The following is a 20,643-nucleotide window of genomic DNA, read 5'->3' on the forward strand; positions in this document are numbered from 1 at the left end:
GCAAGAGGGTGCGCGGAATCCTGGCAGGGGTTACAAGATCAAAAGGTCAGATTGATGCAGCGGCACATACAGCCGCGTCGGTATCAGTCGGCGATGCGGAAGTCCGGCATGCCGGACTCGGCGGCCAGGCGCAGCTGCGCCGAGGCACGCAGCCAGCGGCGGTGCGCCCGCTCGGGATCGGGAGAGATGAAGCCGGTCATCAGGATTCCGCGCAGCGTGTCCATGGCGGTGTAGGCGAAATCGCGAACCTGTTTGCGGTACAGCTCGTTCGGCACCAGCTGCGCCACCGCGAGCAGCACCGCGTTATTGACGAACGGCTCCACCTTCGCCACCTCGGCGGCCAGCGTCCGATCGGTCCGGCTGGCCACCCATAGTTCCAGGGCCGCGATGAACAGCGGACCCTGATGCAGCTCCCACATGAATTCCAGTGCCGTGCCGAGCGGATCGTCGCCCGCGCGCACCCGGTTGAGCTCCTTCATGGCCGCCTCGGTCCGGCGCTGCGCCAGATGACTGACGGCCGCGACCACCAAGTCGTTCTTGGAGCCGAAGTGATGCACCTGCGCACCCCTGGTTACCCCAGCCCGCTCGGCGACCCGCGGCGTGGTGGTACCGGCGTACCCGTATTCGACGAGGCATTCGATGGTGGCGTCCAGCAGCCGTGTGCGCGTCTCGCTGCTGCGCTGCTCCTGGGTACGGCGCGGCTGTTTCGAGACGGCGGAGCTGGTCATGTGTGGATCTTACACTTACATACACCCGTGTATGTTCGCGCCCGGATTGCGGGCCGAGCCCCGGCCCGCATCCGCCTCGCCGCCTAGGTCTGCGAGTTGTACATACAGGCGTCGCAGGTCCACCCGGTGCTCGTCATGACGCAGTCGGTGAGCCGAACATACGAATTCCCGATCACCGCACGACAGTTCGTCGCACACCCATTGAGATCCGGCCCGCAACTGATCGGATCGGCGGACGCCACGGAAGGCACCGCCAACCCTACGAGCAACCCTGCGGCGAGCACAGCAAATCGAACAGCACGCATGACGGAAGATCCTTTCCACGACAAGGTGATGTCCGGACGGGAGCGCTCGCATTCGGCCGTTGACATTTCGAGATTAACGCCGCCGGTTGCGCTTTCAGGAAATTGGCACAGAGGTTTTTCAACCCTGTGCAGTCACGTTTTCGGCTATGGCTTGCGGGACAGTGCCGCCGAGATGAGTTGTTCCCAGACGCTGAGGTCGTGGTGGTCGCCGCCGATGCGGGAGACGCCTTCGGCGGTGGGGGCGGGGCGCCAGAGGGAGCAGGGGACGAGGCCGGGGTCGAGGATTTGGAGGTCGCCGAAGAGGGTGAGGATTTCCTCGTCGGTGCGCCAGCGGCCGCGGCCGAAGGTGGATTGGAGTTTCTGCTCGGCCAGGCGGGTTTCCTCGTTGAAGCCGGAGCGGAAGTGGGAGATGTAGAGCATGCTGCCCGAGGGGATCTGGTCGGTCCAGAAGCGGACCACCTGCTCGGGCTTCTCGTCATTGTTGAGGTGGTGCAGGATGGCGCTGAATATGACGGCCACCGGCTGCGTGAAGTCGATGAGGCGCTCGACCTCGGGGTGGCGGCGGATGGCTTCGGAGTCGCGCAGGTCGGCCTGGATGACGGTGGTGTTGTCGTCGGTTTCCAGGATGGCGCGGCCGTGGGCCAGCACGATCGGGTCATTGTCGATGTAGACGACATGCGGGTCGTCGAGGTGGCGCTGGGCGACCTGGTGCACATTGTCGGCGGTGGGCAGGCCGGAGCCGAAGTCGATGAACTGGGTGACGCCCGCGCGGGCGATCTCGCCGACGGCGCGGACGAGGCAGTTGCGGTTGGCGTAGGCGATATCCACCGAACCGGGCAGATCCTTGATGAAGAAGTCCCCGATCTCGCGGTCGACGGCGTAGTTGTCCTTGCCGCCGAGCAGGTAGTCGTACACCCGCGCGATGCTCGGCTTCGACTGATCCACGTGCGCTTGATCCGTCATCTTCACACCCCTTGTCGAGGGACTTCGTTGTGACAGTAATCCTATGTAAGAGAACGCTTTCCGGCGCGCTGTTCCCGGTAACGCGCGGTGTGCCCGGGGCCGCGAGTGATTCGGAGCGGGGCGGGCATTCGGATGACCGTCCGGTGTGCCGGATATTTGCCTATGTGTCGGTCATGCGAGGATCCAGGCATGACCTCGCTGGTGGATTTGCTCCCCTCGGAAGCGATCGATCTGCACGGTCACGCCGACGACTGGCGCGCGGCCATTACCGCCGCCGGTGATTTGCTGGTCGCCACCGGCGTGACCTCGCCCGCGTACACCGCGGAGATGATCGGCAATGTCGAGGAGAACGGGCCCTACATCGTCATCGCTCCCGGATTCGCCTTCGCGCACGCCCGGCCGTCACCGGCGGTGAACCGGACCGGGATGTCGTGGGTGCGCCTGGACAAGCCGGTCGACTTCGGCAGCCCCAACGACCCTGTCGATCTTGTGGTGGCCTTGGCCGCCTCCGACTCCGGCGTGCACACCGACGCCATGGCCGCGCTCGCCAAGGTGCTGCTGGAGCCGGGCGCGGAGAAGTTGCTGCGGGCAGTGGAGACGCCGCGCCAGCTGCGCGCGCTGCTGCTGGACGAGGCGGCCATCGGCGCGAACAAGGTCGAAAAACCGGTCACCCCAGCGGCTTCCGTTCCGAAGTCCGGTAAGCCGCGTTCCGGCCCGGTGAAGATCCTCACCGTCTGCGGCAATGGCGTCGGCACCAGCCTGTTCCTCAAGAGCACCCTGGAGTCCGTCCTCGACCGCTGGCACTGGACGCCCTACATCACCGTCGAGGCCACCGACACCATCTCCGCGAAGGGCAAGGCCTCCGAGGCGGTCGCCGTCCTCACTTCCGGTGAGATCGCCAAAACCCTTGGCGACCTGGGTATCCCGGTGCGAGTGATCGAAAACTTCACCAGCGCAGCCGAAGTCGACAGTGCCTTACGGGAGCTCTTCGACCTCTAGCCCCACGCGAACTCTTCGACCTCTAGGAGAGCAGCATGAATGTCGTTCTGGCTATCGCCCAGTTCGTCGTCAATGAAATCCTCAGCCAGCCCGCCTATCTCATCGGCATCATCACCGCCGTCGGCCTCATCGCGTTGCGGAAACCGGCGGGCCAGGTGGCGGGCAGCGCCATCAAGGCGACGCTGGGCTTCCTGCTCATCGGCGCGGGCGCGGGCCTGGTGGTGGAATCGCTGAAACCGCTGGGCACCATGATCCAGGGCGCGCTCGGCGCGCACGGCGTCATCCCCACCAATGAGGCCATCGTCGCCATCGCGCAGGACGAATACGGCGCGCAGGTGACGTGGCTGATGATCCTCGGGTTCGGAATCAGCTTGGCGCTGGCCAGGTTCACGCCGCTGCGCTACGTCTTCCTGACCGGTCATCACATGCTGTTCATGGCCACCCTGCTCACCATGGTGCTCGCGGTGGCGGGCCTGTCGACGCCGGTCGTGGTGGTGGCGGGCGGCATTCTGCTCGGCATCGTCATGGTGTCGCTGCCGGCGTTGGCGCAGTCCTGGACGCGGCGCGTGACGGGCGGCGACGAGGTGGCGATCGGGCATTTCGGCACCGCGGGCTATATCGCGGCGGGCGCGACGGGTCAGCTGGTCGGCAAGCGCAGTCGCAGCACCGAGGAGATGGATCTGCCGGAAGGGCTGCGCTTCCTGCGGGATTCGATGGTCGCCACCGCATTGTCGATGGTGCTGCTGTACCTGGTGCTCGCGCTGGCCTACCTGGCGCGGGCCGGGCAGGACACGGCCTTCAAGGCTTTCGAGACGGGCGCCACGAACGTGGGCAACTATCTGATGAAGGCCGTCGGTCAGGGCCTGGCCTTCGGTATCGCCGTGGCGGTCATCCTCTTCGGCGTCCGCACCATCCTGGCCGAACTCGTACCCGCCTTCCAGGGCATCGCGGAAAAGGTTGTGCCCGGCGCGATTCCGGCCCTGGACGCCCCGATCGTGTTCCCCTACGCCCAGAACGCCGTGCTGCTCGGCTTCATCAGCAGCTTCGTCGGCGGCCTGGTCAGCCTGGGCCTGCTCAGCTGGATCTTCAACCCGCTCTTCGGCTGGGCCCTGGTACTGCCCGGCCTGGTCCCGCACTTCTTCACCGGCGGCGCGGCGGGCGTCTACGGCAATGCCACCGGCGGCCGCCGCGGCGCGGTCTGCGGCGCGTTCGTGAACGGCTGCCTCATCACCTTCCTGCCCGCCATCCTGCTGAAGGTGCTGGGCCCCTTCGGCGAGGAGAACACCACCTTCGGCGACGCCGACTTCGGCTGGTTCGGCACCGCCATCGGCACCGCGGCGAAACTCGGCGGCTGGGGCGCGGTGGTGGCCTCCCTCGCCATCGGCCTGGTCATCCTGCTGATCGCCATCCTGGTGCAGACCAAAGTGGTTGCGAAAGGCTGGGACCCGGGCGCGGCCCGCGACCGGGCGCTGGGCATCACCCGGACCGAAGCCGTCACAGAGGCGGTGGCACGACCGAATGCGATGGAATTCCCGAAGATTCCGGTTCCGTCAGGAGCGCCGACCCCACCGCCTCCGCTGGACTGACCTACCCCGTCATTCCGGCATGCTTTTGGCCGGAATCCACCACCGCAGGAGTGGATCCCGGCCGAAAGCGCGCCGGGATGACGAGGTGTTTCGCGTCAAACAGCGCGCAGACGGGTGCGGCTGGCGTAGACGTGCTCCGCGATCAGTGTCGCGATGCGATCTGGTGCCTCGAGCATCGGTACGTGGCCTACGTCGTGGACGAGGATGCGGTCCGCTGATTCGGGGAGTTCCTCCAGGAATCGGCGGGCGTAGGTGCGGTTCGGGATGATTCGGTCGTTCTCGCACATGAGCAGGCGGACCGGGGTGCGCAGGGTGGAGAGGTTTTCCAGGGCCGGGAATCGGAGCCCGCTCACCAGCATCGGCAGCATGGCCTTGCAGTGCATGGCCGAGGTGATGGCCGCTTCGATGCCTGTGCGCGAGACCGCCGAGGTGTTCTTGGTCAGCAGCATTGCCACCACCTGTCGGATGACCGCGCTGTAGGCGATGGCGTCGGGTAGCAGCTTGCCGATCTCCACGATCGGAACCAGCGACGCGAACTTCAGACCGACCCGGAGCTGCAGCGCGGACGGGGTTTGCCAGCCGCCCGCCGGGGCGATCGCGGTCAGCGTGCGGGCCCGGCCGCGGCGCGCGAGTTCGAAGCCGACCCAGCCGCCGAGCGAATTGCCCGCGATATGGCAGGTGCGCCAGCCCATCTCGTCGAGCTGGTCCTCCACGCGGTCGGCAAGGGCACTGACATCGAGATACCAGCCGTCGAAATCGGGTCCGCCCCAATGCCCGGCGAAGGCCGGAGCGAACACTTCGCAATGGCTGGACATCCGTTGCGCCACCTGCTCCCAGCAATGCGGGGACATCATGAATCCGTGCAACAGGAGCAGTGGTTCACCGGAGCCGGTGTGGAGCGCGCGAATGGGCGCGGGCGGGGCGATGGGCTTGGTGGTGCCTGACGTCATCGTCGTCACCCCTTCCTGGACCTCGATGTCCGTGAAGAGAGTCGGTAAGCCGCATTGTACGGTCGTGAAGTGGCGAAAATCATCAGTACGTGCAACGTCAATGGGGTGCGTGCCGCGTCGGGCAAGGGACTGCTCGAGTGGCTGGCCGCTACCGAGGCCGATATCGTCTGCCTGCAGGAGACGCGGGCGACCGATGAGCAAACCAGAAAGGCGCTAGCCCCGGCGCTGGACGCCGGATGGTTCCTGAGCCATGCCGAGCCGGGCCTCAAGGGCCGCGCGGGCGTGGCCATCCTGTCCCGCAAGGAGCCCGACGCGGTGCGCGTCGGGGTCGGCCTGCTCGCGGACGGAACCTGGACTCCCGTCGAGGAATTCGCCACCCTGGGCCGCTACGTCGAGGCCGATTTCGACGAGCTCACCATCGCCAGCGTCTACGTCCACACCGGCGAGGCCGACACCCCGATGCAGGACGAGAAGTACCGCTTCCTCGACGCCATCGGCGCGCGCATGCTCGCCCACCCGGGCGAGTTCGTGATCATGGGCGACTGGAATATCGGGCACACCGAACTCGACATCAAGAACTGGAAGGGCAACGCCAAGAACGCGGGCTTCCTGCCGCAGGAACGCGCCTGGGTCTCCTCGATGCTCGCCGCCGGATACCGCGACGTGGTGCGCGACCTGCACCCGGGCGTGCCCGGTCCGTACTCCTGGCACTCCTACCGCGGCCGCGCCTTCGACAATGACGCCGGGTGGCGCATCGACTACCAGTTGGCGCGCGGCGATATCGCCTCCCGCGCCAAGCAGGCCGTCGTGGAGAAGGCCGCCACCTACGCCGAACGCTGGTCCGACCACGCGCCGGTGACGGTGCAGTACCGATGAACATCTCCAAGAAGACCCGCGCCTGGCTCACGCTGGGCGCGGCGGTGCTGGTGCTGCTCGTCGCGTTCCTGGCCACCAAGTCCAACGATCATCGAGACAGCAACAGCGCCAAGGCCGTTGCTACCTCGACGGTCAGGGTGACCGCGAAGCCGGGCGGCACCACGCCGGGCATCGTCGATCAATCGGTCGCGCCCACCAAGACGCCCGGGGTCCCCGACCGCGCCTACGCGACGCTGGTCGAGATCGACGCCGGACGCTGGCCCGACTCGGCCAACGCGCCCGGCACGCACGGCGGCGAGACCTGGAACAACCGCGACGGCGCGCTGCCGCGCAAGGATTCGTCGGGCAAGGCCATCAGCTATCAGGAATGGGACGTCAATCCCAAGCAACGCGGTCAGGGTCGTGACGCCGAACGCATCGTCACCGGCAGCGACGGTTCGGCCTACTACACGGGGGACCACTACAAGACCTTCACGAGGATGCGCTGACATGACAGAGCCGATGCCGCTCTCGCAGTTCCTCTCGACCCGTTCGAACGCCATGGCCCGCCAGGCACCCGCACCGGTGCTCGGCGTGCTGCCTCTCGGCGCGGCCGAATTCTCCGGTGTCCGTTACCGGATACCCGAGGGCTATGTCGCCCGCGAGGTCCGGGGCCGCAAGATGCGCACCGTCGCCGAGGTTTTCGACGAGTTCGCCGCCGCCTTCCAATTCCCGTACTACTTCGGCGAGAACAAGGACGCCTTCGACGAATGCCTGCGCGACCTCGACGAATTCGGTGAGGCCGCAATGGGATACGTGGTGGTGGTGCGCAATGCCGCGCTCATGCTGGACCACCAGCCCGACGAACGCGCCTGGTTCGCCGAGGCCATGACAGATGCCGCGGCGGCCTGGGAGAAGCGCGGCATCCCGTTCCGGGTGGTCCTGCAGGACGCCACCCCGCCCGGATTGCCGGTCGTTCCCCTCGCCCTGGATCCCGACGCCGAATCAGTGTGATTCATCGGATCTTCCGCTCCTGTTAACCTGCGGGCGAACGGGGATGTCATGGACGCTGCAATGGTTCGCCTATGCGATCGCGATTTTCGCGATCCGGTTTCGTCCTGGAGGTTCCATGCCCGCCTCGGTTCGTCGCTTCGGTAAACGAAGCCGCGCCGCCGCCGCGTTCGCCGCATTGCTCGCGCTGAGCGCCACCTCGTGTTCGTCGTCGACCGACAAGGCCGGTGCGGACACGGACACCGCCACCCCGATCAGGCACGTGGTCGTGATCTTCCAGGAGAACGTCTCCTTCGATCACTACTTCGGCACCTACCCGAACGCCGCCAATACGGACGGCACCAAGTTCACGGCGCTGCCGAACACGCCCAAGATCGACGGCCTCACCCCGGATCTGCTCACCAAGAACCCCAACAAGGCGCAGCCCGTGCGCCTGGGCGGTCCGGCTCAGCAGGTCACCTGCGACCAGGACCACGAGTACAAGGACGAGCAGCTCGCCCTGAACAACGGCAAGATGGACCAGTTCGTCGAGCACACCAATGTGTCCGAGGGCAAGGACTGCAAGGCGCCGCTGTACGGCCCGCAGGGCCTGGTCATGGACTACTACGACGGCAATTCGGTGACGGCGCTGTGGAATTACGCGCAGCACTACGCCATGAGCGACAACTCCTGGACCACCACCTTCGGCCCGTCCACGGTCGGCGCGCTGAACCTGGTCACGGGCCAGACCCACGGCGTCACCAAGACGCAGCCGCCCGCCGGCAAGCCGTTCCCCGAGGACACCGTGCTGGAGAACGCCGGCAACGGCCAGGGCACCGTGGTCGGTGACCCGCAGCCCTACGGCGACGACTGCTCCACCCGCGACACCGTCCAGCTGACCGGCACCAATGTCGGTGACCTGCTGAACAAGAAGAACATCAGCTGGGGCTTCTTCGAGGCGGGCTTCAAGCCGACCGAGACCAAGGACGGCAAGGCCGTCTGTGGCGCGACCCACAATGTGGGCGTCGCGCTCGGCGGCACCGGCAAGGAGGGCGCGCTGCCCTTCGGCACCAAGGGCGACTACATCCCGCACCACGAGCCGTTCCAGTACTACCCGTCGACGGCCAACCCGCACCACCTGCCGCCGACCTCGGTCGACAAGATCGGCCAGACCGATCAGGCCAACCACCAGTACGATCTGACCGACTTCTGGGCCGCCGCCGACAAGGGCAATATGCCCGCCGTCAGCTACCTCAAGGCCGCCGGCTACCAGGACGGCCACGCGCTGTACTCGGATCCGCTGGACGAGCAGCAGTTCCTGGTGGAGACCATCAACCACCTGCAGAAGCTGCCGGAGTGGAAGGACACCGCGGTCGTCATCGCCTACGACGACTCCGACGGCTGGTACGACCACGCGTCCCCGAAGCTGGTCATGAACTCCGCCTCCGAGCAGGACGGCTACACCGCGCCCGGCGCCTGCGGTGACGCCAAGGCGAAACCGGCCAAGTACCAGGGCCGTTGCGGTTACGGCCAGCGTGTGCCGCTGCTGGTGGTCTCGCCCTACGCCAAGGCCAACTTCGTCGACCACGGCCTGACCGACCAGACCTCGGTCCTGAAGTTCATCGAGGACAACTGGAAGATCGGACGCATCGGCGACGACTCCTTCGACGAGCAGGCCGGGACCCTGGACGCCCTGTTCGACTTCAAGGCCGCCGCGCAGCCCGCGCTGCCGCTGGACCCGAAGACCGGCGCGGCGAGCTGATCGCAGTTCCGTAGACCGCCCGGCCTTTTCGATACGGAAAGGCCGGGCGGTTTTGTATTTAAGAGAGGTCGCTTACCCCTATAGTCGGCTGACAGTGTGTCCAGCGAGCGGGGTATGGCCTTGATCAATCGTCGAAAAGTGTTGCGCGACGGGGCGATTCTGCTCGCGACCGGAGTGGCCTCGGCCTGCGCCGCGCCCCGTGCGGCCGTGGAGACCGCGGCCTCGGGCAGCATTGCCTGGGAACACAAGGTCGACGGTGGGGTGCTGGGACTACGGTACGGGCCCGGCGCGGTGGCGGTCGAAACCGAGGCTGGGCTGACGGGAGTCGACGCCAGGAGCGGGCGGGAAGCGTGGCGACTGCCGATCACCGCGAGCGGAATCAGTCATCGCTCGTGTGTACAGAGCGGTGTGCTGACGGTCTGCGGGATCGAATCGGATGCGGCCCGGGTGGTGTCGGTGGATATGGCCTCGGGGGAACGGAAGTGGTCTTTCGACGCGCCCGAGGGAGTCACTCTCGATGGGGCATTCGGGGTTCGGGACTCTGTGCTGTATCTGATCGCCTCCGGACCCGGCAAGGGCGGGCGCGAGGTGTGGGCCGTGGATATCCGCACCAAGAGCATGCGGTGGCAGGTGCCCTGTGACGGTGAGGCGCTCTACGTTCCCGACAGTGGGCCGCACCTGTACAACCAGGGTCCCGGTCGCAGCGGCACACTCACCGCACTCGACCTCGGCACCGGCGCGACCGTCTGGTCCCGTCCCGGTGATTCCGGCATCTACGCCACGACCGCCGCCTCCGGTCTGGTCGACGGGTCGGTCCTGGTCACCGATGGGGCGCACACCATTTCGGGGCTGGACCCGAAAACCGGTGCCGCCCTGTGGAACACGCCCGCACTATCCTATGCGGCCGACACCGTCTTCGGCTCTGCCGACACCTACTACCTGTGCGACGGTTCGAAACTGCACGCCATGCGTCCCGGGGGTGATGCCGCGCCGCTGTGGAGCCTCACCGTTTCCGACCAGGGCGAGGCCGTCGACGCGGCCGGGTACGCGGCGGCGGGCGCGTTCTACCTGCTGGCCGCCCGCACCGTGCGCGCCATCGACGCGCGGACCAGCAAAGTCCGCTGGATGCAATCGATTCCGGACAAGCCCGGGTCCGAGGTGCGCTTCGCCGTCGGCGAGGCACACTGCTATGCCGAATCCGCCGACGGCGGCGCGGTGGTCGCGCTGGTGCGCTGACGCTGTCGGTGGCAGCCGAGCTGTTCGGCAGGCAGTTGATGCTCATGACGGCCGAGCTGGTGACCGGGCGGAGCGCGTTTCGCATTTATCAGGCGGGCTAAGCCGGTCGCCAGCTGTTCGGCCATGGTTGACGAGCGGTCCCACAAGTACGGCGAAGGTTTGAGCTGGGGAGGAGCTCCGGCGGAATGCAACTGTCGGACAACTTGCCGGACAATCGGTATCCTCGCCGTATGGCAAAGATTTCCCTACGTCTGGACGACGATCTGGCGGCCGCCGCCAAGGATGCCGGACAAGGCAACTTGACGGCCTATATCGCGCGGGCGGTACGACACGAACTTATCCGTGACGAATTGGCCGCCCAACGTAAAGACGCCCGCATCGCGGACGCCGAAGCCGAAGCCGCTGCGGACCATGACGCCGCTGTGGACGCCTATCTGAGGGAGTTGGGCCGTTGACCGTACGCCGCGGTGAGATTTGGCGCTATCAGGCTGTGATGCGGGAACGCATCGTGCTGGTGGTGTCGTGCGATCCGCTCAACGAGGACGGTCGAATCCTGGTGATGGACATCCTCGATTTCGAGCCGCCCGGGCCTCGTCGCATGGTGACTGTGGATCTTGCCCCGCACGGATACGGCTACGGTCACATCATCGGGGTGGCCCCGGGGGACCGGTTCCTCGAGCGGCTGGGTATCGCTACAGGCGAGCAGATGACCGCCGTGAAATCAGTGCTGCTGTCCGTATTCGACCTTCACGATTGATCGGGATGCTTGGTGCTGCGGATCAGCGCCGGATCTCCCGCGCCAGATCCTCGCCCAGCAGCACGAAAACGTCGGTTGTGGCGTCGATGAGCTCGTCGCGGGTCATGGGTAGGTCGCCCTGGAGCCACGCGGTGAGGGTTTGGACCAGGCCGCCGACGAGGTAGGTGGCGCGGAAGCCGATGACGGGATGCGGGTCGCCCTCGGTGAGGCCGTAGAAGTCGATGCCCTCGGCGGCAACAAGATTCGCGAAGGCCTTGATGGTGTGCGTTGTGCGGGTGCGCAATTCGGGGGTCGCGGAGCTGACCAGCAGGGCCACCCGGGCCTTGCGGGGGTCGTCGGTGAGGACGCCGATGCCCGCGGTGATGGCGGCGTGCGCCTTGGCGCGCGGATCATCGGGGGCGGTGGTCACGCCCGCGAGCAGTGCGGCGGCCAGTTCCTCGGCGATGCTGTCGAACAGTGCCGAGAGCACCGCGTCGCGGCTGTCGAAGTTCTCGTAGTAGTAGCGCTCGTTCAGGCCGGCGCCCGAGCAGAGGGCGGAGACGGTGAGCTTGTCGATGCCCTGGGTCCCGAGGATGTCCAGCGCGGCGTCGAGCAGGGCGGTGCGGCGTTGGGTGCGGCGCTCGTCCGCGGAAATGCCGCCGTAGGTCCGTTGCCCGGTCACGAACCGATTCTGGCACGGCGGCGATTCTGGCAGAAGGTCTTGCCAGAATTTGATATCTGGGGGACTCTGTTTCCAGATGCGGTGGTTCGCGTCACACACCAAGGAGGCAACGATGCCTGCACGGGCGGCTCAGAGCGGCTATTTCTCCGACGACTCGATGATCCGCAGGGTCATGCGCAAGCGCGCGGTCGGACTCACCTACGGCCAGCGGGCGCTGGTGATCGGCGCGGTGCATCCGCTGCTCTACGTCGGAACCGCCGAGAACACCCAGCATCGGACCACGCCCTACACCCGCCTCGCTCTCACCGGCCGCATGTTCGAGGCCGTCTCCCTGGGCACCCGCGAAGAGGCCGACCGCGCACGGGCTTTCACCCGCAAGCGCCACGCCCCGGTCGAGGGCGCGCTGCCCGAGGACGCGGGCGCGGCCAATCCCGCGGGCACCCACTACTCCGCCCACGACCCGCACCTGATGTTCATGACCATGGCCTTCACCTTCGACTCCGCCGAGGTCATGCACGATCTGCTGGTCCGCCGCCTCACCCCGACCGAGCGCGAGGGCCTCTACCAGGACTACGTGCGCTGGGGTGAGCTGTTCGGCATGCCGCGCAGCGCCGCGCCCTACACCTACCGCGAATTCCGCGACTACTTCGACGGCTACCTGGCCTCCGACGAGCCCTTCCTCACCGACGAGGCGAAGCTGGTCGGCTCCTATCTCATGGGCCAGCGCATCGCCCACCCGCTGCCGATGCCCATGCAGCAGGCGCTGTCCGGCTTCTCCCTGCTGGTCCAGGGCAGCCTGCCCAAGCGCATCCGCGACATGTACGAGCTGCGCTGGGGTATCCGCGAGGAGCTCGCCTTCCGCGGCCTGGCCCGCGGCATCCGCACCGCCCATCTCTCCCCGCCTCTGGTCGGCAACCCGCTCACCACGCCCATGACCGGCCCCAGCTACCCCCTCTACAAGCTGGCCACCCGCCGCGAACAGCGCCTGGTCGGCTCCGGCCGCACCAGCATGCCGGGCGTGGATCCGCGCAATTGGGTGGCCAGAAACTCGGCCTAGCCGACATGCGAAGATCAGGGCATGTCGAGTTCTGAGCCGACCGCTGAGCGTAAGCAGCGGGTACTGTCCGGAATCCAGCCCACCAGCGATTCCTTCCACCTCGGCAACTACCTTGGCGCGCTGCAGTATTGGGTGCGCCTGCAGGACGATTACGACGCCTTCTACTTCATCCCGGACCTGCACGCCATCACGGTGCCGCAGGATCCCAAGGAGCTGCGCAAGCGGACCAAGGTGTCGGCGGCGCAGCTGCTGGCGCTGGGCCTGGACCCCAAGAAGTCGACGCTGTTCGTGCAGTCGCAGGTGCCCGAGCACGCCGAGCTGGCGTGGGTGCTGAACTGCATCACCGGCTTCGGCGAGGCCGGGCGCATGACCCAGTTCAAGGACAAGTCGGTCAAGCAGGGTGCGGACAACGCGACCGTCGGCCTGTTCACCTATCCGGTGCTCATGGCCGCCGACATCCTGCTCTACCGCGCCCAGTTGGTGCCGGTCGGCGAGGATCAGCGCCAGCACCTGGAGCTGACCCGAAACCTGGCGCAGCGCTTCAACACTCGCTACAAGAAGACCTTCGTGGTGCCGGAGCCGCACATCGTGACCGGCACCGCCAAGATCTACGACCTGCAGGATCCCACCTCGAAGATGAGCAAGTCGGCCACCACCGACGCGGGCCTGCTCAACCTGCTCGACGATCCCAAGGTCTCGGCCAAGAAGATCCGCTCCGCGGTCACCGACACCGAGCGCGAGATCCGCTACGACCCGGAGACCAAGCCGGGCATCAGCAACCTGCTGGTCATCCTGAGCTCGCTGACCGACACTCCGGTCGTGACGCTCGAACAGGATTACGCCGGTAAAGGCTACGGTGACCTCAAATCGGATACCGCCGACGCGCTCATCGAGTTCGTGACACCGCTGCGCGCGAAGGTGGAAGAATACATGTCTGACCAGGGCGAACTCGATCGCATCCTCGCCGCCGGGGCGGAGCGGGCGCGGGAGGTCGCCGGGAAGACTCTCGCGCAGGTGTACGACCGGGTGGGCTTCCTGGCCCGCTGACCAGGCGGCCGCGCGCGACGGGCGTGCGGAGGTGGCGGTGTTCGGGCAGGTCGTGGGGAATGTGAAGGCGTGGATCGAACGGCAGATCCAGCGCCGCCCCTGGCTGGATCACGTGGTGCGCGCGGGCGGGCGCTATCAGCGCCAGCGCGGTGACTACTACGCCGCGGGCATCACGTATTTCACGGTGCTGGCACTGTTTCCGCTACTCATGGTGGGCTTCGCGGTGGCGGGCTTCGTGCTGTCGCGAAATCCGCAGCTGCTCACCGATATCCAGAACAAGATCGTGGAGAACATTCCGGGCTCGGCCGGCGACTCCATCAACGACCTGATCCACCAGGCGGTGGAGTCGCGGGCTGGGGTGGGCACCATCGGTCTGGCGACCGGTCTGTACGCCGGGCTGGGGTGGATAGCGAACCTGCGGGCCGCGCTCACCGAGCAGTGGGATCAGCCGTTCAAGCCGCGGAACTGGTTCGTCACCAAGGGGTCTGATCTGCTGGCCATGGTCGGCCTGTTCCTGGCGTTCAATATCTCGATCGCCCTGTCGGTGCTGGCCTCCAGCGGCCTGATCCACACGCTGCTGAACCGCCTGCACGTGCACGAGTCGGGCTGGGTGCAGGCCCTGCTCACGGTGGCGTCGCTGGTGCTGGCTATCCTCGCCAACTGGGCGGTCTTCGTGTGGATCATCGCGCGCATGCCGCGGCACCCGGTCACCTTCCGCAGCGCGGCGAAGGCGGCGCTGATCGCGGCGATCATCTTCGAGGCGTTCAAGCAGCTGGCCTCGGTGCTGTTGAAGTCGGTGATCAACGGTCCCGCCGGGGCGGTCTTCGGACCAATCATCGGGCTGATGGTCTTCAGCTACTTCACCGCCCGCATCATTCTGTTCGCCACCGCCTGGGCCGCCACGGCGTCGGAGAACGAAGTGCCCGCGGACATTCCGGCCCCGGGACCGGCCATCATCCGGCCCCGATCCTCGATCGCCGAACTCTCCGCGAGCAAGGGTGCGATGTTCTTCGGCGCGGGAGCCCTTGCGGCGACGCTGCTTTCGATGCGCCGCCGCCGCTGAGCTATCTGCGTCGGCGGCTCAGCAGGCGTGCGGCCACGAGCAGCACCACCACCAGGATCACGCCGCCGACGATGAGGATCTCGCGCAGCGGTCCATTGTCCGTGACTTCATCCCCGCGCAGATCACCCCCGGGAATCTCCTCCGTGGCCGGTGGACTGGCCAGCGCCACAGACGAATTCGGCGTCTTCCCCGACGCGTCGGGCATGCTCCCGATGCTCGCCCCGGCGGGCAGCGCGAAGGCGTAGTCGAGCAGCTTGGCCGCCTGCTCCCACGGTCGGAACGGCCGCACATCCGCCTTCAGCAGCGTCACCACATAGCGGTGCCCGTTGCGCTCGGCCGCCGCCACGAAGGTCTGCCGCGCGTCATCGGTGTAGCCGGTCTTGCCGCCGATCGCGCCGTCGTACTCGTAGAGCAGGTGGTTGTCATTGGCGATGGGGAAGCCCGGATGATCCTTGTCGTCAGGGTTTTTCGGATCCGCCGGGAAACCAGGGAAGTCCACCTGCTCGGTGTGGATCAGCTCGGCGAACAGCGGCAGCGTCATGGCGTGCCGGAACAGCAGCGCCAGATCGTAGGCCGAGGTGCTCATGCCAGGACCGTCCAATCCCGACGGCGTGGCGGCGCGAGTGTCCAACGCCTTCAACTGTTTCGCCAGCGCGTTCATCTTGGCGACGGTCGCGTCGTCACCGCCCAGCTGGGTCGAGATGGCATGTGCCGCATCGTTTCCCGACGCCATGATCAACGCCTGGAACAGCTGCTTGTTGGTGTAGTGCCCGCCCGGTCCGATGCCGACCCGGGTGCCGTCGGCATTGGCGTCGTCCTGGGTGCCGGTCACCGTCTTGTTCAGCTCCAGCGCGGGAATCGCCACCGAGGCCAGCAGCACCTTGATGGTGGAGGCGGGCCGGTAGCGCCCGTGCGGATCCTTGGCCGCGATCACCCGTCCGGTATCGAGATCGGCCACCTCCCACGCGGTGGCCGAAATCCCCTCCGGCACCGCCCCGGCCCCCGACGGCAGGATCACCCCGCATCCGCCCAGCGCCTTGCCCCCGATCGGCGGGTCCGGGATCGGCAGCGCGGCCGGAGCCGAATGGCCGGGCTCGGGCACCTCGGAGGTGTCGATGGGCGGCGGCGGGGAGGTCTTGTTCGGGCAGCCGTCGGTATTAGGTGTCGTGAACGGCGTTGTCGTCGTTGACGGTTGGGCCGACACGGTACCGGGTAGCGGTCCGAAGGCGACCGCGGTGAAGGCGGCCAGCCCGGCCGCCGAGGTCGCGGCGGTACGAAGGATGGCGCGGCCGGTGGCCGCGCCCGCTGCTCGATGCGGATGCCTGCGGATGATCATCGAGCCCGACTTTATCGCCGACCGGACCGGTTGGCGCGGAGGCTAGTTCGCGGTGTGGTTCACCGGGCAGCCGTGGGCCAGCGGGCCGAGCAGCTTGTTGTTGTCGTAGAAGTGCTCGAGCTCGAGAATGCGCAGGTCCTCGGAGACCTTGGCAATGGTGATGCCGGTCATCTCGATGAGCTCGCCGGTGGGCTGGTGGCCCTTGTACTCACCCTCGTAGCGACCCCAGTGCCGCCACTTGAAGGCGACGGTCGGCGGGCCGGAGAGAACCTCGAGCACCTCCCAGAAGAAGCCGCCGGGGAAGGCGGTGTGGAAGATGTCGTGCGAGGACTCGAAGCTCTCGCCCTGCACGTCGTAGAAGGGGTTCTCACCGATCAGGATGTTGTAGGAGCCGATGCGGGCGAACTCCTCGGCGTCCTGCCACTGCCCGCCGTTGACGCGGCCGCGGTAGTGCTCGGCCACCAGCGAGACCCACTTGGCCGGATCCTTCTTGTGCGAGACCTCCATCTCGAAGACCTTCACGAGCTCTTCGACGATGTGCTCCAACGAATCCGGCGCGTGCTGGGTGCTGCGCTCGACCGGGATGACTTCCTTGCTCAGGTGGTAGTCGGGGGCGCCCTCGCGCCAGTCCTCCGGCGCGGCGGCGGCGATGACGGCGTCCCGGCCCTGCAGATGCAGCGGGGTCTCGGGAGCGGATTCGGTTGCTTGGTCGGTCATTTCGTGCCTCAACTGTCCAGACCCGTTGGGGGGTCATCGATCTCAAAACGGACCGCATGACGGTAGCAGTGCCCGGCACTCATGTCGCGACAAGTATTGACAGTCTCTATGAAATGGGAGACTCTCTCATTATCTAGAAACTCGCAAATGATTGGACCTGTCATGAAAGCTGAGGGAGTGCGCCGCTGGCTGGTGCTGGGAGCCCTGGCCGTCGCCATGCTGACCATCGGTCTCGATGTGACAGTGCTGACCGTGGCCCTGCCGACCCTCGCGGTCGACCTGCACGCCGACACCTCCGCGCTGCAGTGGTTCAGCAGCGCCTACACGCTGGCGCTGGCCGCGTTCATGCTCCCGGCGGGTGCCCTCGGCGACCGGTACGGGCGTAAGAAGTTCCTGCTCGCGGCGCTGCTGCTGTTCGGCGTCGCCTCGGCGGCGTGCGCCTTCGCCACCTCCTCCGGCGCGCTCATCGCGGGCCGCGTGGTGCTCGGCCTGGGGGCCGCGGTCATGATGCCGCTGTCGATGTCGGTGCTGCCCACGCTGTTTCCGGAGCCGGGGGAGCGGCAGCGCGCCATCACCATCTGGATCACCTCGACCGCCATCGGTCTGCCGCTCGGACCGATCGTCGGCGGCTGGTTGCTGCAGCACTACTGGTGGGGCTCGGCCTTCCTGTTGAACGTGCCGCTGGTGATCGTCGGTGCGACCGCGGTGGCCCTGCTGGTCCCGGAATCCAAGAGCGCGAACCGCTTCCGCATCGATGTGCCGGGAGCCGTGCTGTCGGCGGCCGGAATGCTGGGCATCACTTACGGTTTCATTCGCTGCGGCCAGGAGGGCTGGGGTGATCCGCTGGCCTGGACGGCCATTGCCGCCGGTGTGGTGCTGGGCGGGGCCTTCGCGCTGTGGCAGCGTCGCACCGCACACCCGCTGGTCGATCTGGGACTCTTCGGCGAGCCCGGATTCCGTTGGGGCACAGTGTTCATGGTGCTGGTCAACTTCGCGATGTTCGGCCTGTTCTTCACCATGCCGCAGTACTTCCAGGCGGTGCTCGGCGCGGACGCGCTGGGTAGCGGCCTGCGCCTGCTGCCGCTCATCGGCGGTCTGCTCATCGGTTCCCGGCTGGTCGACAAGCTGCTCCCGAAGATCGGGGTGCGCGCGGTGCTCGTCTCCGGATTCGTCCTGCTCGCCGCCGGTATCGGCATGGCCGCCATGATCACCGTGGACAGCGGCTACGGTTTCGCGGCGGGCGGCATCGTCCTGCTCGGCGTCGGAATGGGATTCGTCATGCCGTCGGCCATGGCGTACGCCATGAACGATCTCACTCCCGAGCGAGCCGGTTCCGGATCGGCGCTGCTGCAGGCGCTCCGGCAGGCGGGCGGCACGATCGGCGTCGCCATCCTGGGCACCATCCTGTCCACCCAATACCGTTCGAGCCTCGGCGATCTGAACCGCGAACCCGTCTCCGACGGCGTCAATGCCGGTGTCGGCGTGGCCCGCAAGCTCGGCGATCCGGCCGTGCTGGCCCACGTACAGAGCGCCTTCGTGGACGGCATGAGCGCCATGCTCTGGGTCTGCACCGCCATCTGCGCGGTCGCGGCGATCCTGGCCGCCTTCGTGATCCGGAGCAAGACTCCTGTCGCGACCGCCGATCTCGATACTGGACAATCGGTTCATGTCGGCTGACACCGCCTCCGCGACGCCCCCGGCCCCGGCGAAGACCGGGACCGGGGGCGGCCTGCGCGAACGCAAGAAGGAACGCACCCGCCGCACCATTCGCACCGAGGCCTTCCGCCTGTTCCGCGAACAGGGCTACACCGAGACCACGGTCGAGCAGATCGCGGCCGCCGCCGACATCTCGCCCAGCACCTTCTTCCGCTACTTCCCGTCCAAGGAACAGGTGGCGCTGGCCGACGATCTGGACCCGATGATGATCGCGGCCTTCGAGGCGCAGCCCCCGGAGCTGTCGGTCCTGGCGGCCTTCCGGCAGGCCACCATCGAGACCTTCGCGGCAATGAGCCAGGAGGAACGCGATTTCGAGAAGCAGCGGGTGGAGATCCTGTACTCGGTGCCCGAACTGCGCGGCGCGGTCGCCATGGAGTTGGAACGCAGCGTCGGCCTGATCGCGGACCTGGTCGCCAAGCGCACCGGCCGGGATCCGCACGAGTTCGAGGTGCGAGTCTTCGCCGGTGCGCTCAGCGGTGCCATGATCGGTTTCGTCGACCAGGCGGGCTCCTTCGGATCGGAACAGATCCTCCGGGTCATGGAGTTCCTGGAAGCCGGTATGCCCCTCTAAACCGGCTTCACGCTCACCAGCCGCGCCACCGTGTCGTCGGTCATGGTCTCGAAGAAGCCGCCGACCACATCCTCGATCTCGCTGATGGATTCGGCGCAGTACAGCACCGGCTGATAGTGCGTGATGTCGTAGACGATGGTCCCCATGGCGTGGATGTCGAGCGGCCGCAGGTCGGCCTCCCGGAATTCCTCGATCTCACCGTAGGACGACAGCAATCCCGCACCGTAGCAACGGACTTCGCCCTGCTCGCGCAGCACGCCGAACTCGAGCGAGAACCAGAACACGTCGGCCAGGAATTTCAGCGCCCGCTCGGTCTCGATCCGCGCCACCGCCGCGCCGACCGTCTCGTACAGCGCCGCGAAGCGTGGGCTCGCCAATTGATTGGCGTGGCCGAGGATTTCGTGAATCGCATCCGGTTCGGGGGTGTAGAGCGGCGCGGAGTGGTGCCGAATGTACTGGGTGGAATGGAAGGTCCGATCGGCGAAGGAGCCGAAGAACTCCCGCAGCGGCACCAGCCCGGCAGCCGGGACATAGCGGAATCCGGTGAGCGGAACCAGTTTGGTGGAAACCTCGTCCAGCTGCGGAATGTGGTCGGCGGGCAGCCCCAGCCGTCCGGCCGCCTCGATCACCTCGGTGCACGCGTAGCGCTCCCGTTTGCGCGCCAATTCGGCGGAGACGATCCGCCACACCTCCTGCTCCTCGTCGGTGTAGTCGATGTGCGGCACCGGCGCGCCCGGCCGGTAGCCGAGTGCGAGAGCGGCGATGGCATTGCGTCGAGCCCGGTAGTCGGGATCGTGCACCCCCGGATGCTCATCGCTCAGGTGCACGGTCACGTCGCCGTCGGCCCCTCGGGTGACCGGCGAATACAGCTGAGCCTCGGTGAACATACCTCGATGCAATCACTGTGATGTGATCCAGACAACAAAGGGTGCTCGAGCTGTACAAATTGCCAAGCTGTCGCGGACCGCTCGCCGGTGCGGAGGCGCTGGCACCGAGTGCGGGTAGACAGCCCGACCGCTCGGCGGGCCCGGTGATTCGTGGTTGATCGGTTCGATTTCCGCTGATAGCGGCGCGGATCGGAGCTTCGGCGGATTCGGGAGTTCAGCGTATAGTCCGAAGGGTTCCTCTGAGTCCCGAAGCGCGGCTCCTGATCCGTTGTAGTACGGGCTTGGAGGTCGATATGGTTTTCGCCCCATTGCCATCGATGTGTGCGGCGTCCGTGGCGGCGGCATTCGAGAGGTCGAAGTGCGACGGCGCGTCCCCTGCCTCGCGCACCGATTCCCGTCGCCGGTCCGGGCGTCTAAGATGGGTTTCAAAGTTACTGAATTCGTATGTGCCACAGTG

At 66.8% G+C, this 20,643-nt stretch carries 21 protein-coding genes; 14 read left to right on the forward strand and 7 right to left on the reverse strand.

Annotated features, from left to right (window positions below; all coding sequences use genetic code 11):
• Positions 1-83: 83 nt before the first annotated feature.
• Both ON43_RS06755 and ON43_RS06760 read right to left on the reverse strand, forming a co-directional pair.
• The gene (locus ON43_RS06755) at positions 84-728 is read right to left on the reverse strand and encodes a TetR/AcrR family transcriptional regulator (protein WP_040804819.1); all 645 of its coding nucleotides are present in this window, start codon (positions 726-728) and stop codon (positions 84-86) included.
• 449 nt (positions 729-1,177) lie between these two features.
• On the reverse strand, positions 1,178-1,996 hold the full coding sequence (locus tag ON43_RS06760; RefSeq protein WP_040804822.1) for an SAM-dependent methyltransferase: 819 nt from the start codon (positions 1,994-1,996) through the stop codon (positions 1,178-1,180).
• Positions 1,997-2,185: 189 nt separating this feature from the next.
• Between ON43_RS06760 and ON43_RS06765 the strand changes: the two genes are divergently transcribed.
• Positions 2,186-2,995 carry a PTS sugar transporter subunit IIA gene (locus ON43_RS06765; protein WP_040804824.1) on the forward strand — a complete coding sequence of 270 codons (810 nt, stop codon included), beginning with the start codon at positions 2,186-2,188 and terminating at the stop codon, positions 2,993-2,995.
• 35 nt (positions 2,996-3,030) lie between these two features.
• Positions 3,031-4,581, forward strand: a complete 1,551-nt coding sequence (ulaA, locus tag ON43_RS06770; RefSeq protein ID WP_040804826.1) for a PTS ascorbate transporter subunit IIC — start codon at positions 3,031-3,033, stop codon at positions 4,579-4,581.
• Positions 4,582-4,676: 95 nt separating this feature from the next.
• On the opposite strand, the gene ephH is transcribed toward ulaA, so the two are convergent.
• On the reverse strand, positions 4,677-5,531 hold the full coding sequence (gene ephH / locus ON43_RS06775; RefSeq protein ID WP_051178053.1) for an epoxide hydrolase EphH: 855 nt from the start codon (positions 5,529-5,531) through the stop codon (positions 4,677-4,679).
• Between the two features lie 69 nt (positions 5,532-5,600).
• Between ephH and ON43_RS06780 the strand changes: the two genes are divergently transcribed.
• The 7 genes from ON43_RS06780 to ON43_RS06810 all read left to right on the forward strand — a co-directional run bounded on the left by ON43_RS06780 (position 5,601) and on the right by ON43_RS06810 (position 11,131).
• A complete protein-coding gene (locus tag ON43_RS06780) occupies positions 5,601-6,407 on the forward strand; it encodes an exodeoxyribonuclease III (RefSeq protein ID WP_040804829.1) in 807 nt (268 codons plus the stop codon).
• Positions 6,404-6,895, forward strand: a complete 492-nt coding sequence (locus ON43_RS06785) for a guanyl-specific ribonuclease (RefSeq protein ID WP_040804833.1) — start codon at positions 6,404-6,406, stop codon at positions 6,893-6,895. Before ON43_RS06780 ends, ON43_RS06785 begins: the two co-directional genes overlap by 4 nt.
• A gap of 1 nt (position 6,896) precedes the next feature.
• Entirely contained in the window at positions 6,897-7,400 is a 504-nt protein-coding gene (locus ON43_RS06790) for a barstar family protein (RefSeq protein WP_040804836.1), read from the forward strand.
• Between the two features lie 115 nt (positions 7,401-7,515).
• Positions 7,516-9,138, forward strand: a complete 1,623-nt coding sequence (locus ON43_RS06795; protein ID WP_040804903.1) for a phospholipase C — start codon at positions 7,516-7,518, stop codon at positions 9,136-9,138.
• A 114-nt stretch (positions 9,139-9,252) separates the two neighbouring features.
• Positions 9,253-10,374 carry an outer membrane protein assembly factor BamB family protein gene (locus ON43_RS06800; RefSeq protein WP_040804839.1) on the forward strand — a complete coding sequence of 374 codons (1,122 nt, stop codon included), beginning with the start codon at positions 9,253-9,255 and terminating at the stop codon, positions 10,372-10,374.
• A 230-nt stretch (positions 10,375-10,604) separates the two neighbouring features.
• The gene (locus tag ON43_RS06805) at positions 10,605-10,829 is read left to right on the forward strand and encodes a hypothetical protein (RefSeq protein ID WP_040804841.1); all 225 of its coding nucleotides are present in this window, start codon (positions 10,605-10,607) and stop codon (positions 10,827-10,829) included.
• Entirely contained in the window at positions 10,826-11,131 is a 306-nt protein-coding gene (locus tag ON43_RS06810) for a hypothetical protein (protein WP_157513938.1), read from the forward strand. Before ON43_RS06805 ends, ON43_RS06810 begins: the two co-directional genes overlap by 4 nt.
• A gap of 22 nt (positions 11,132-11,153) precedes the next feature.
• On the opposite strand, the gene ON43_RS06815 is transcribed toward ON43_RS06810, so the two are convergent.
• Positions 11,154-11,792, reverse strand: a complete 639-nt coding sequence (locus tag ON43_RS06815; protein ID WP_040804847.1) for a TetR/AcrR family transcriptional regulator — start codon at positions 11,790-11,792, stop codon at positions 11,154-11,156.
• A 112-nt stretch (positions 11,793-11,904) separates the two neighbouring features.
• Here ON43_RS06815 and ON43_RS06820 point away from each other — a divergent pair, with 112 nt between their 5' ends.
• Genes ON43_RS06820 through yhjD form a run of 3 tightly spaced genes read left to right on the forward strand, consistent with a single transcriptional unit; the run spans position 11,905 to position 14,959 of the window.
• Positions 11,905-12,849: an oxygenase MpaB family protein gene (locus tag ON43_RS06820; RefSeq protein ID WP_040804906.1), complete on the forward strand. Its 945-nt coding sequence runs from the start codon at positions 11,905-11,907 to the stop codon at positions 12,847-12,849.
• A gap of 21 nt (positions 12,850-12,870) precedes the next feature.
• Positions 12,871-13,896: a tryptophan--tRNA ligase gene (trpS, locus tag ON43_RS06825; protein WP_040804851.1), complete on the forward strand. Its 1,026-nt coding sequence runs from the start codon at positions 12,871-12,873 to the stop codon at positions 13,894-13,896.
• A 37-nt stretch (positions 13,897-13,933) separates the two neighbouring features.
• On the forward strand, positions 13,934-14,959 hold the full coding sequence (gene yhjD, locus ON43_RS06830) for an inner membrane protein YhjD (protein ID WP_040804908.1): 1,026 nt from the start codon (positions 13,934-13,936) through the stop codon (positions 14,957-14,959).
• A 1-nt stretch (position 14,960) separates the two neighbouring features.
• Here yhjD and ON43_RS06835 read toward each other — a convergent pair whose 3' ends face one another.
• Positions 14,961-16,295, reverse strand: coding sequence for a D-alanyl-D-alanine carboxypeptidase family protein (locus ON43_RS06835; RefSeq protein WP_051178054.1), 1,335 nt, complete (start codon positions 16,293-16,295; stop codon positions 14,961-14,963).
• A gap of 42 nt (positions 16,296-16,337) precedes the next feature.
• Positions 16,338-17,012, reverse strand: a complete 675-nt coding sequence (locus ON43_RS06840) for a nuclear transport factor 2 family protein (RefSeq protein WP_040804913.1) — start codon at positions 17,010-17,012, stop codon at positions 16,338-16,340.
• A 162-nt stretch (positions 17,013-17,174) separates the two neighbouring features.
• On the opposite strand from ON43_RS06840, the gene ON43_RS06845 reads away from it, so the two are divergent.
• Positions 17,175-18,689 (forward strand): MFS transporter, encoded by a 1,515-nt coding sequence (locus ON43_RS06845; RefSeq protein ID WP_040804855.1) that lies wholly within the window; start codon positions 17,175-17,177, stop codon positions 18,687-18,689.
• Positions 18,679-19,299 (forward strand): acyl-CoA-like ligand-binding transcription factor, encoded by a 621-nt coding sequence (locus ON43_RS06850; RefSeq protein WP_051178056.1) that lies wholly within the window; start codon positions 18,679-18,681, stop codon positions 19,297-19,299. Before ON43_RS06845 ends, ON43_RS06850 begins: the two co-directional genes overlap by 11 nt.
• Here the strand turns inward: ON43_RS06850 and ON43_RS06855 are convergent.
• Entirely contained in the window at positions 19,296-20,186 is an 891-nt protein-coding gene (locus ON43_RS06855; protein ID WP_040804858.1) for a phenylalanine 4-monooxygenase, read from the reverse strand. The two genes, ON43_RS06850 and ON43_RS06855, sit on opposite strands and share 4 nt — an antisense overlap.
• Between the last annotated feature and the right edge of the window lie 457 nt (positions 20,187-20,643).

Source organism: Nocardia concava NBRC 100430 (genome assembly GCF_000308815.1).
Classification (GTDB): Bacteria; Actinomycetota; Actinomycetes; order Mycobacteriales; family Mycobacteriaceae; genus Nocardia; species Nocardia concava.

Coding starts and splice junctions, on each gene's coding strand:
- ON43_RS06765 (WP_040804824.1), top strand. CDS start 2,186: ATGACCTCGCTGGTGGATTTGCTCCCCTCGGAAGCGATCGATCTGCAC.
- ON43_RS06835 (WP_051178054.1), bottom strand. CDS start 16,295: ATGATCATCCGCAGGCATCCGCATCGAGCAGCGGGCGCGGCCACCGGC.
- ON43_RS06850 (WP_051178056.1), top strand. CDS start 18,679: ATGTCGGCTGACACCGCCTCCGCGACGCCCCCGGCCCCGGCGAAGACC.
- ephH (WP_051178053.1), bottom strand. CDS start 5,531: ATGACGTCAGGCACCACCAAGCCCATCGCCCCGCCCGCGCCCATTCGC.
- ON43_RS06755 (WP_040804819.1), bottom strand. CDS start 728: ATGACCAGCTCCGCCGTCTCGAAACAGCCGCGCCGTACCCAGGAGCAG.
- ON43_RS06795 (WP_040804903.1), top strand. CDS start 7,516: ATGCCCGCCTCGGTTCGTCGCTTCGGTAAACGAAGCCGCGCCGCCGCC.
- ON43_RS06805 (WP_040804841.1), top strand. CDS start 10,605: ATGGCAAAGATTTCCCTACGTCTGGACGACGATCTGGCGGCCGCCGCC.
- ON43_RS06845 (WP_040804855.1), top strand. CDS start 17,175: ATGAAAGCTGAGGGAGTGCGCCGCTGGCTGGTGCTGGGAGCCCTGGCC.
- trpS (WP_040804851.1), top strand. CDS start 12,871: ATGTCGAGTTCTGAGCCGACCGCTGAGCGTAAGCAGCGGGTACTGTCC.
- ON43_RS06855 (WP_040804858.1), bottom strand. CDS start 20,186: ATGTTCACCGAGGCTCAGCTGTATTCGCCGGTCACCCGAGGGGCCGAC.
- ON43_RS06800 (WP_040804839.1), top strand. CDS start 9,253: ATGGCCTTGATCAATCGTCGAAAAGTGTTGCGCGACGGGGCGATTCTG.
- ulaA (WP_040804826.1), top strand. CDS start 3,031: ATGAATGTCGTTCTGGCTATCGCCCAGTTCGTCGTCAATGAAATCCTC.
- ON43_RS06790 (WP_040804836.1), top strand. CDS start 6,897: ATGACAGAGCCGATGCCGCTCTCGCAGTTCCTCTCGACCCGTTCGAAC.
- ON43_RS06840 (WP_040804913.1), bottom strand. CDS start 17,012: ATGACCGACCAAGCAACCGAATCCGCTCCCGAGACCCCGCTGCATCTG.
- ON43_RS06785 (WP_040804833.1), top strand. CDS start 6,404: ATGAACATCTCCAAGAAGACCCGCGCCTGGCTCACGCTGGGCGCGGCG.
- ON43_RS06760 (WP_040804822.1), bottom strand. CDS start 1,996: ATGACGGATCAAGCGCACGTGGATCAGTCGAAGCCGAGCATCGCGCGG.
- ON43_RS06820 (WP_040804906.1), top strand. CDS start 11,905: ATGCCTGCACGGGCGGCTCAGAGCGGCTATTTCTCCGACGACTCGATG.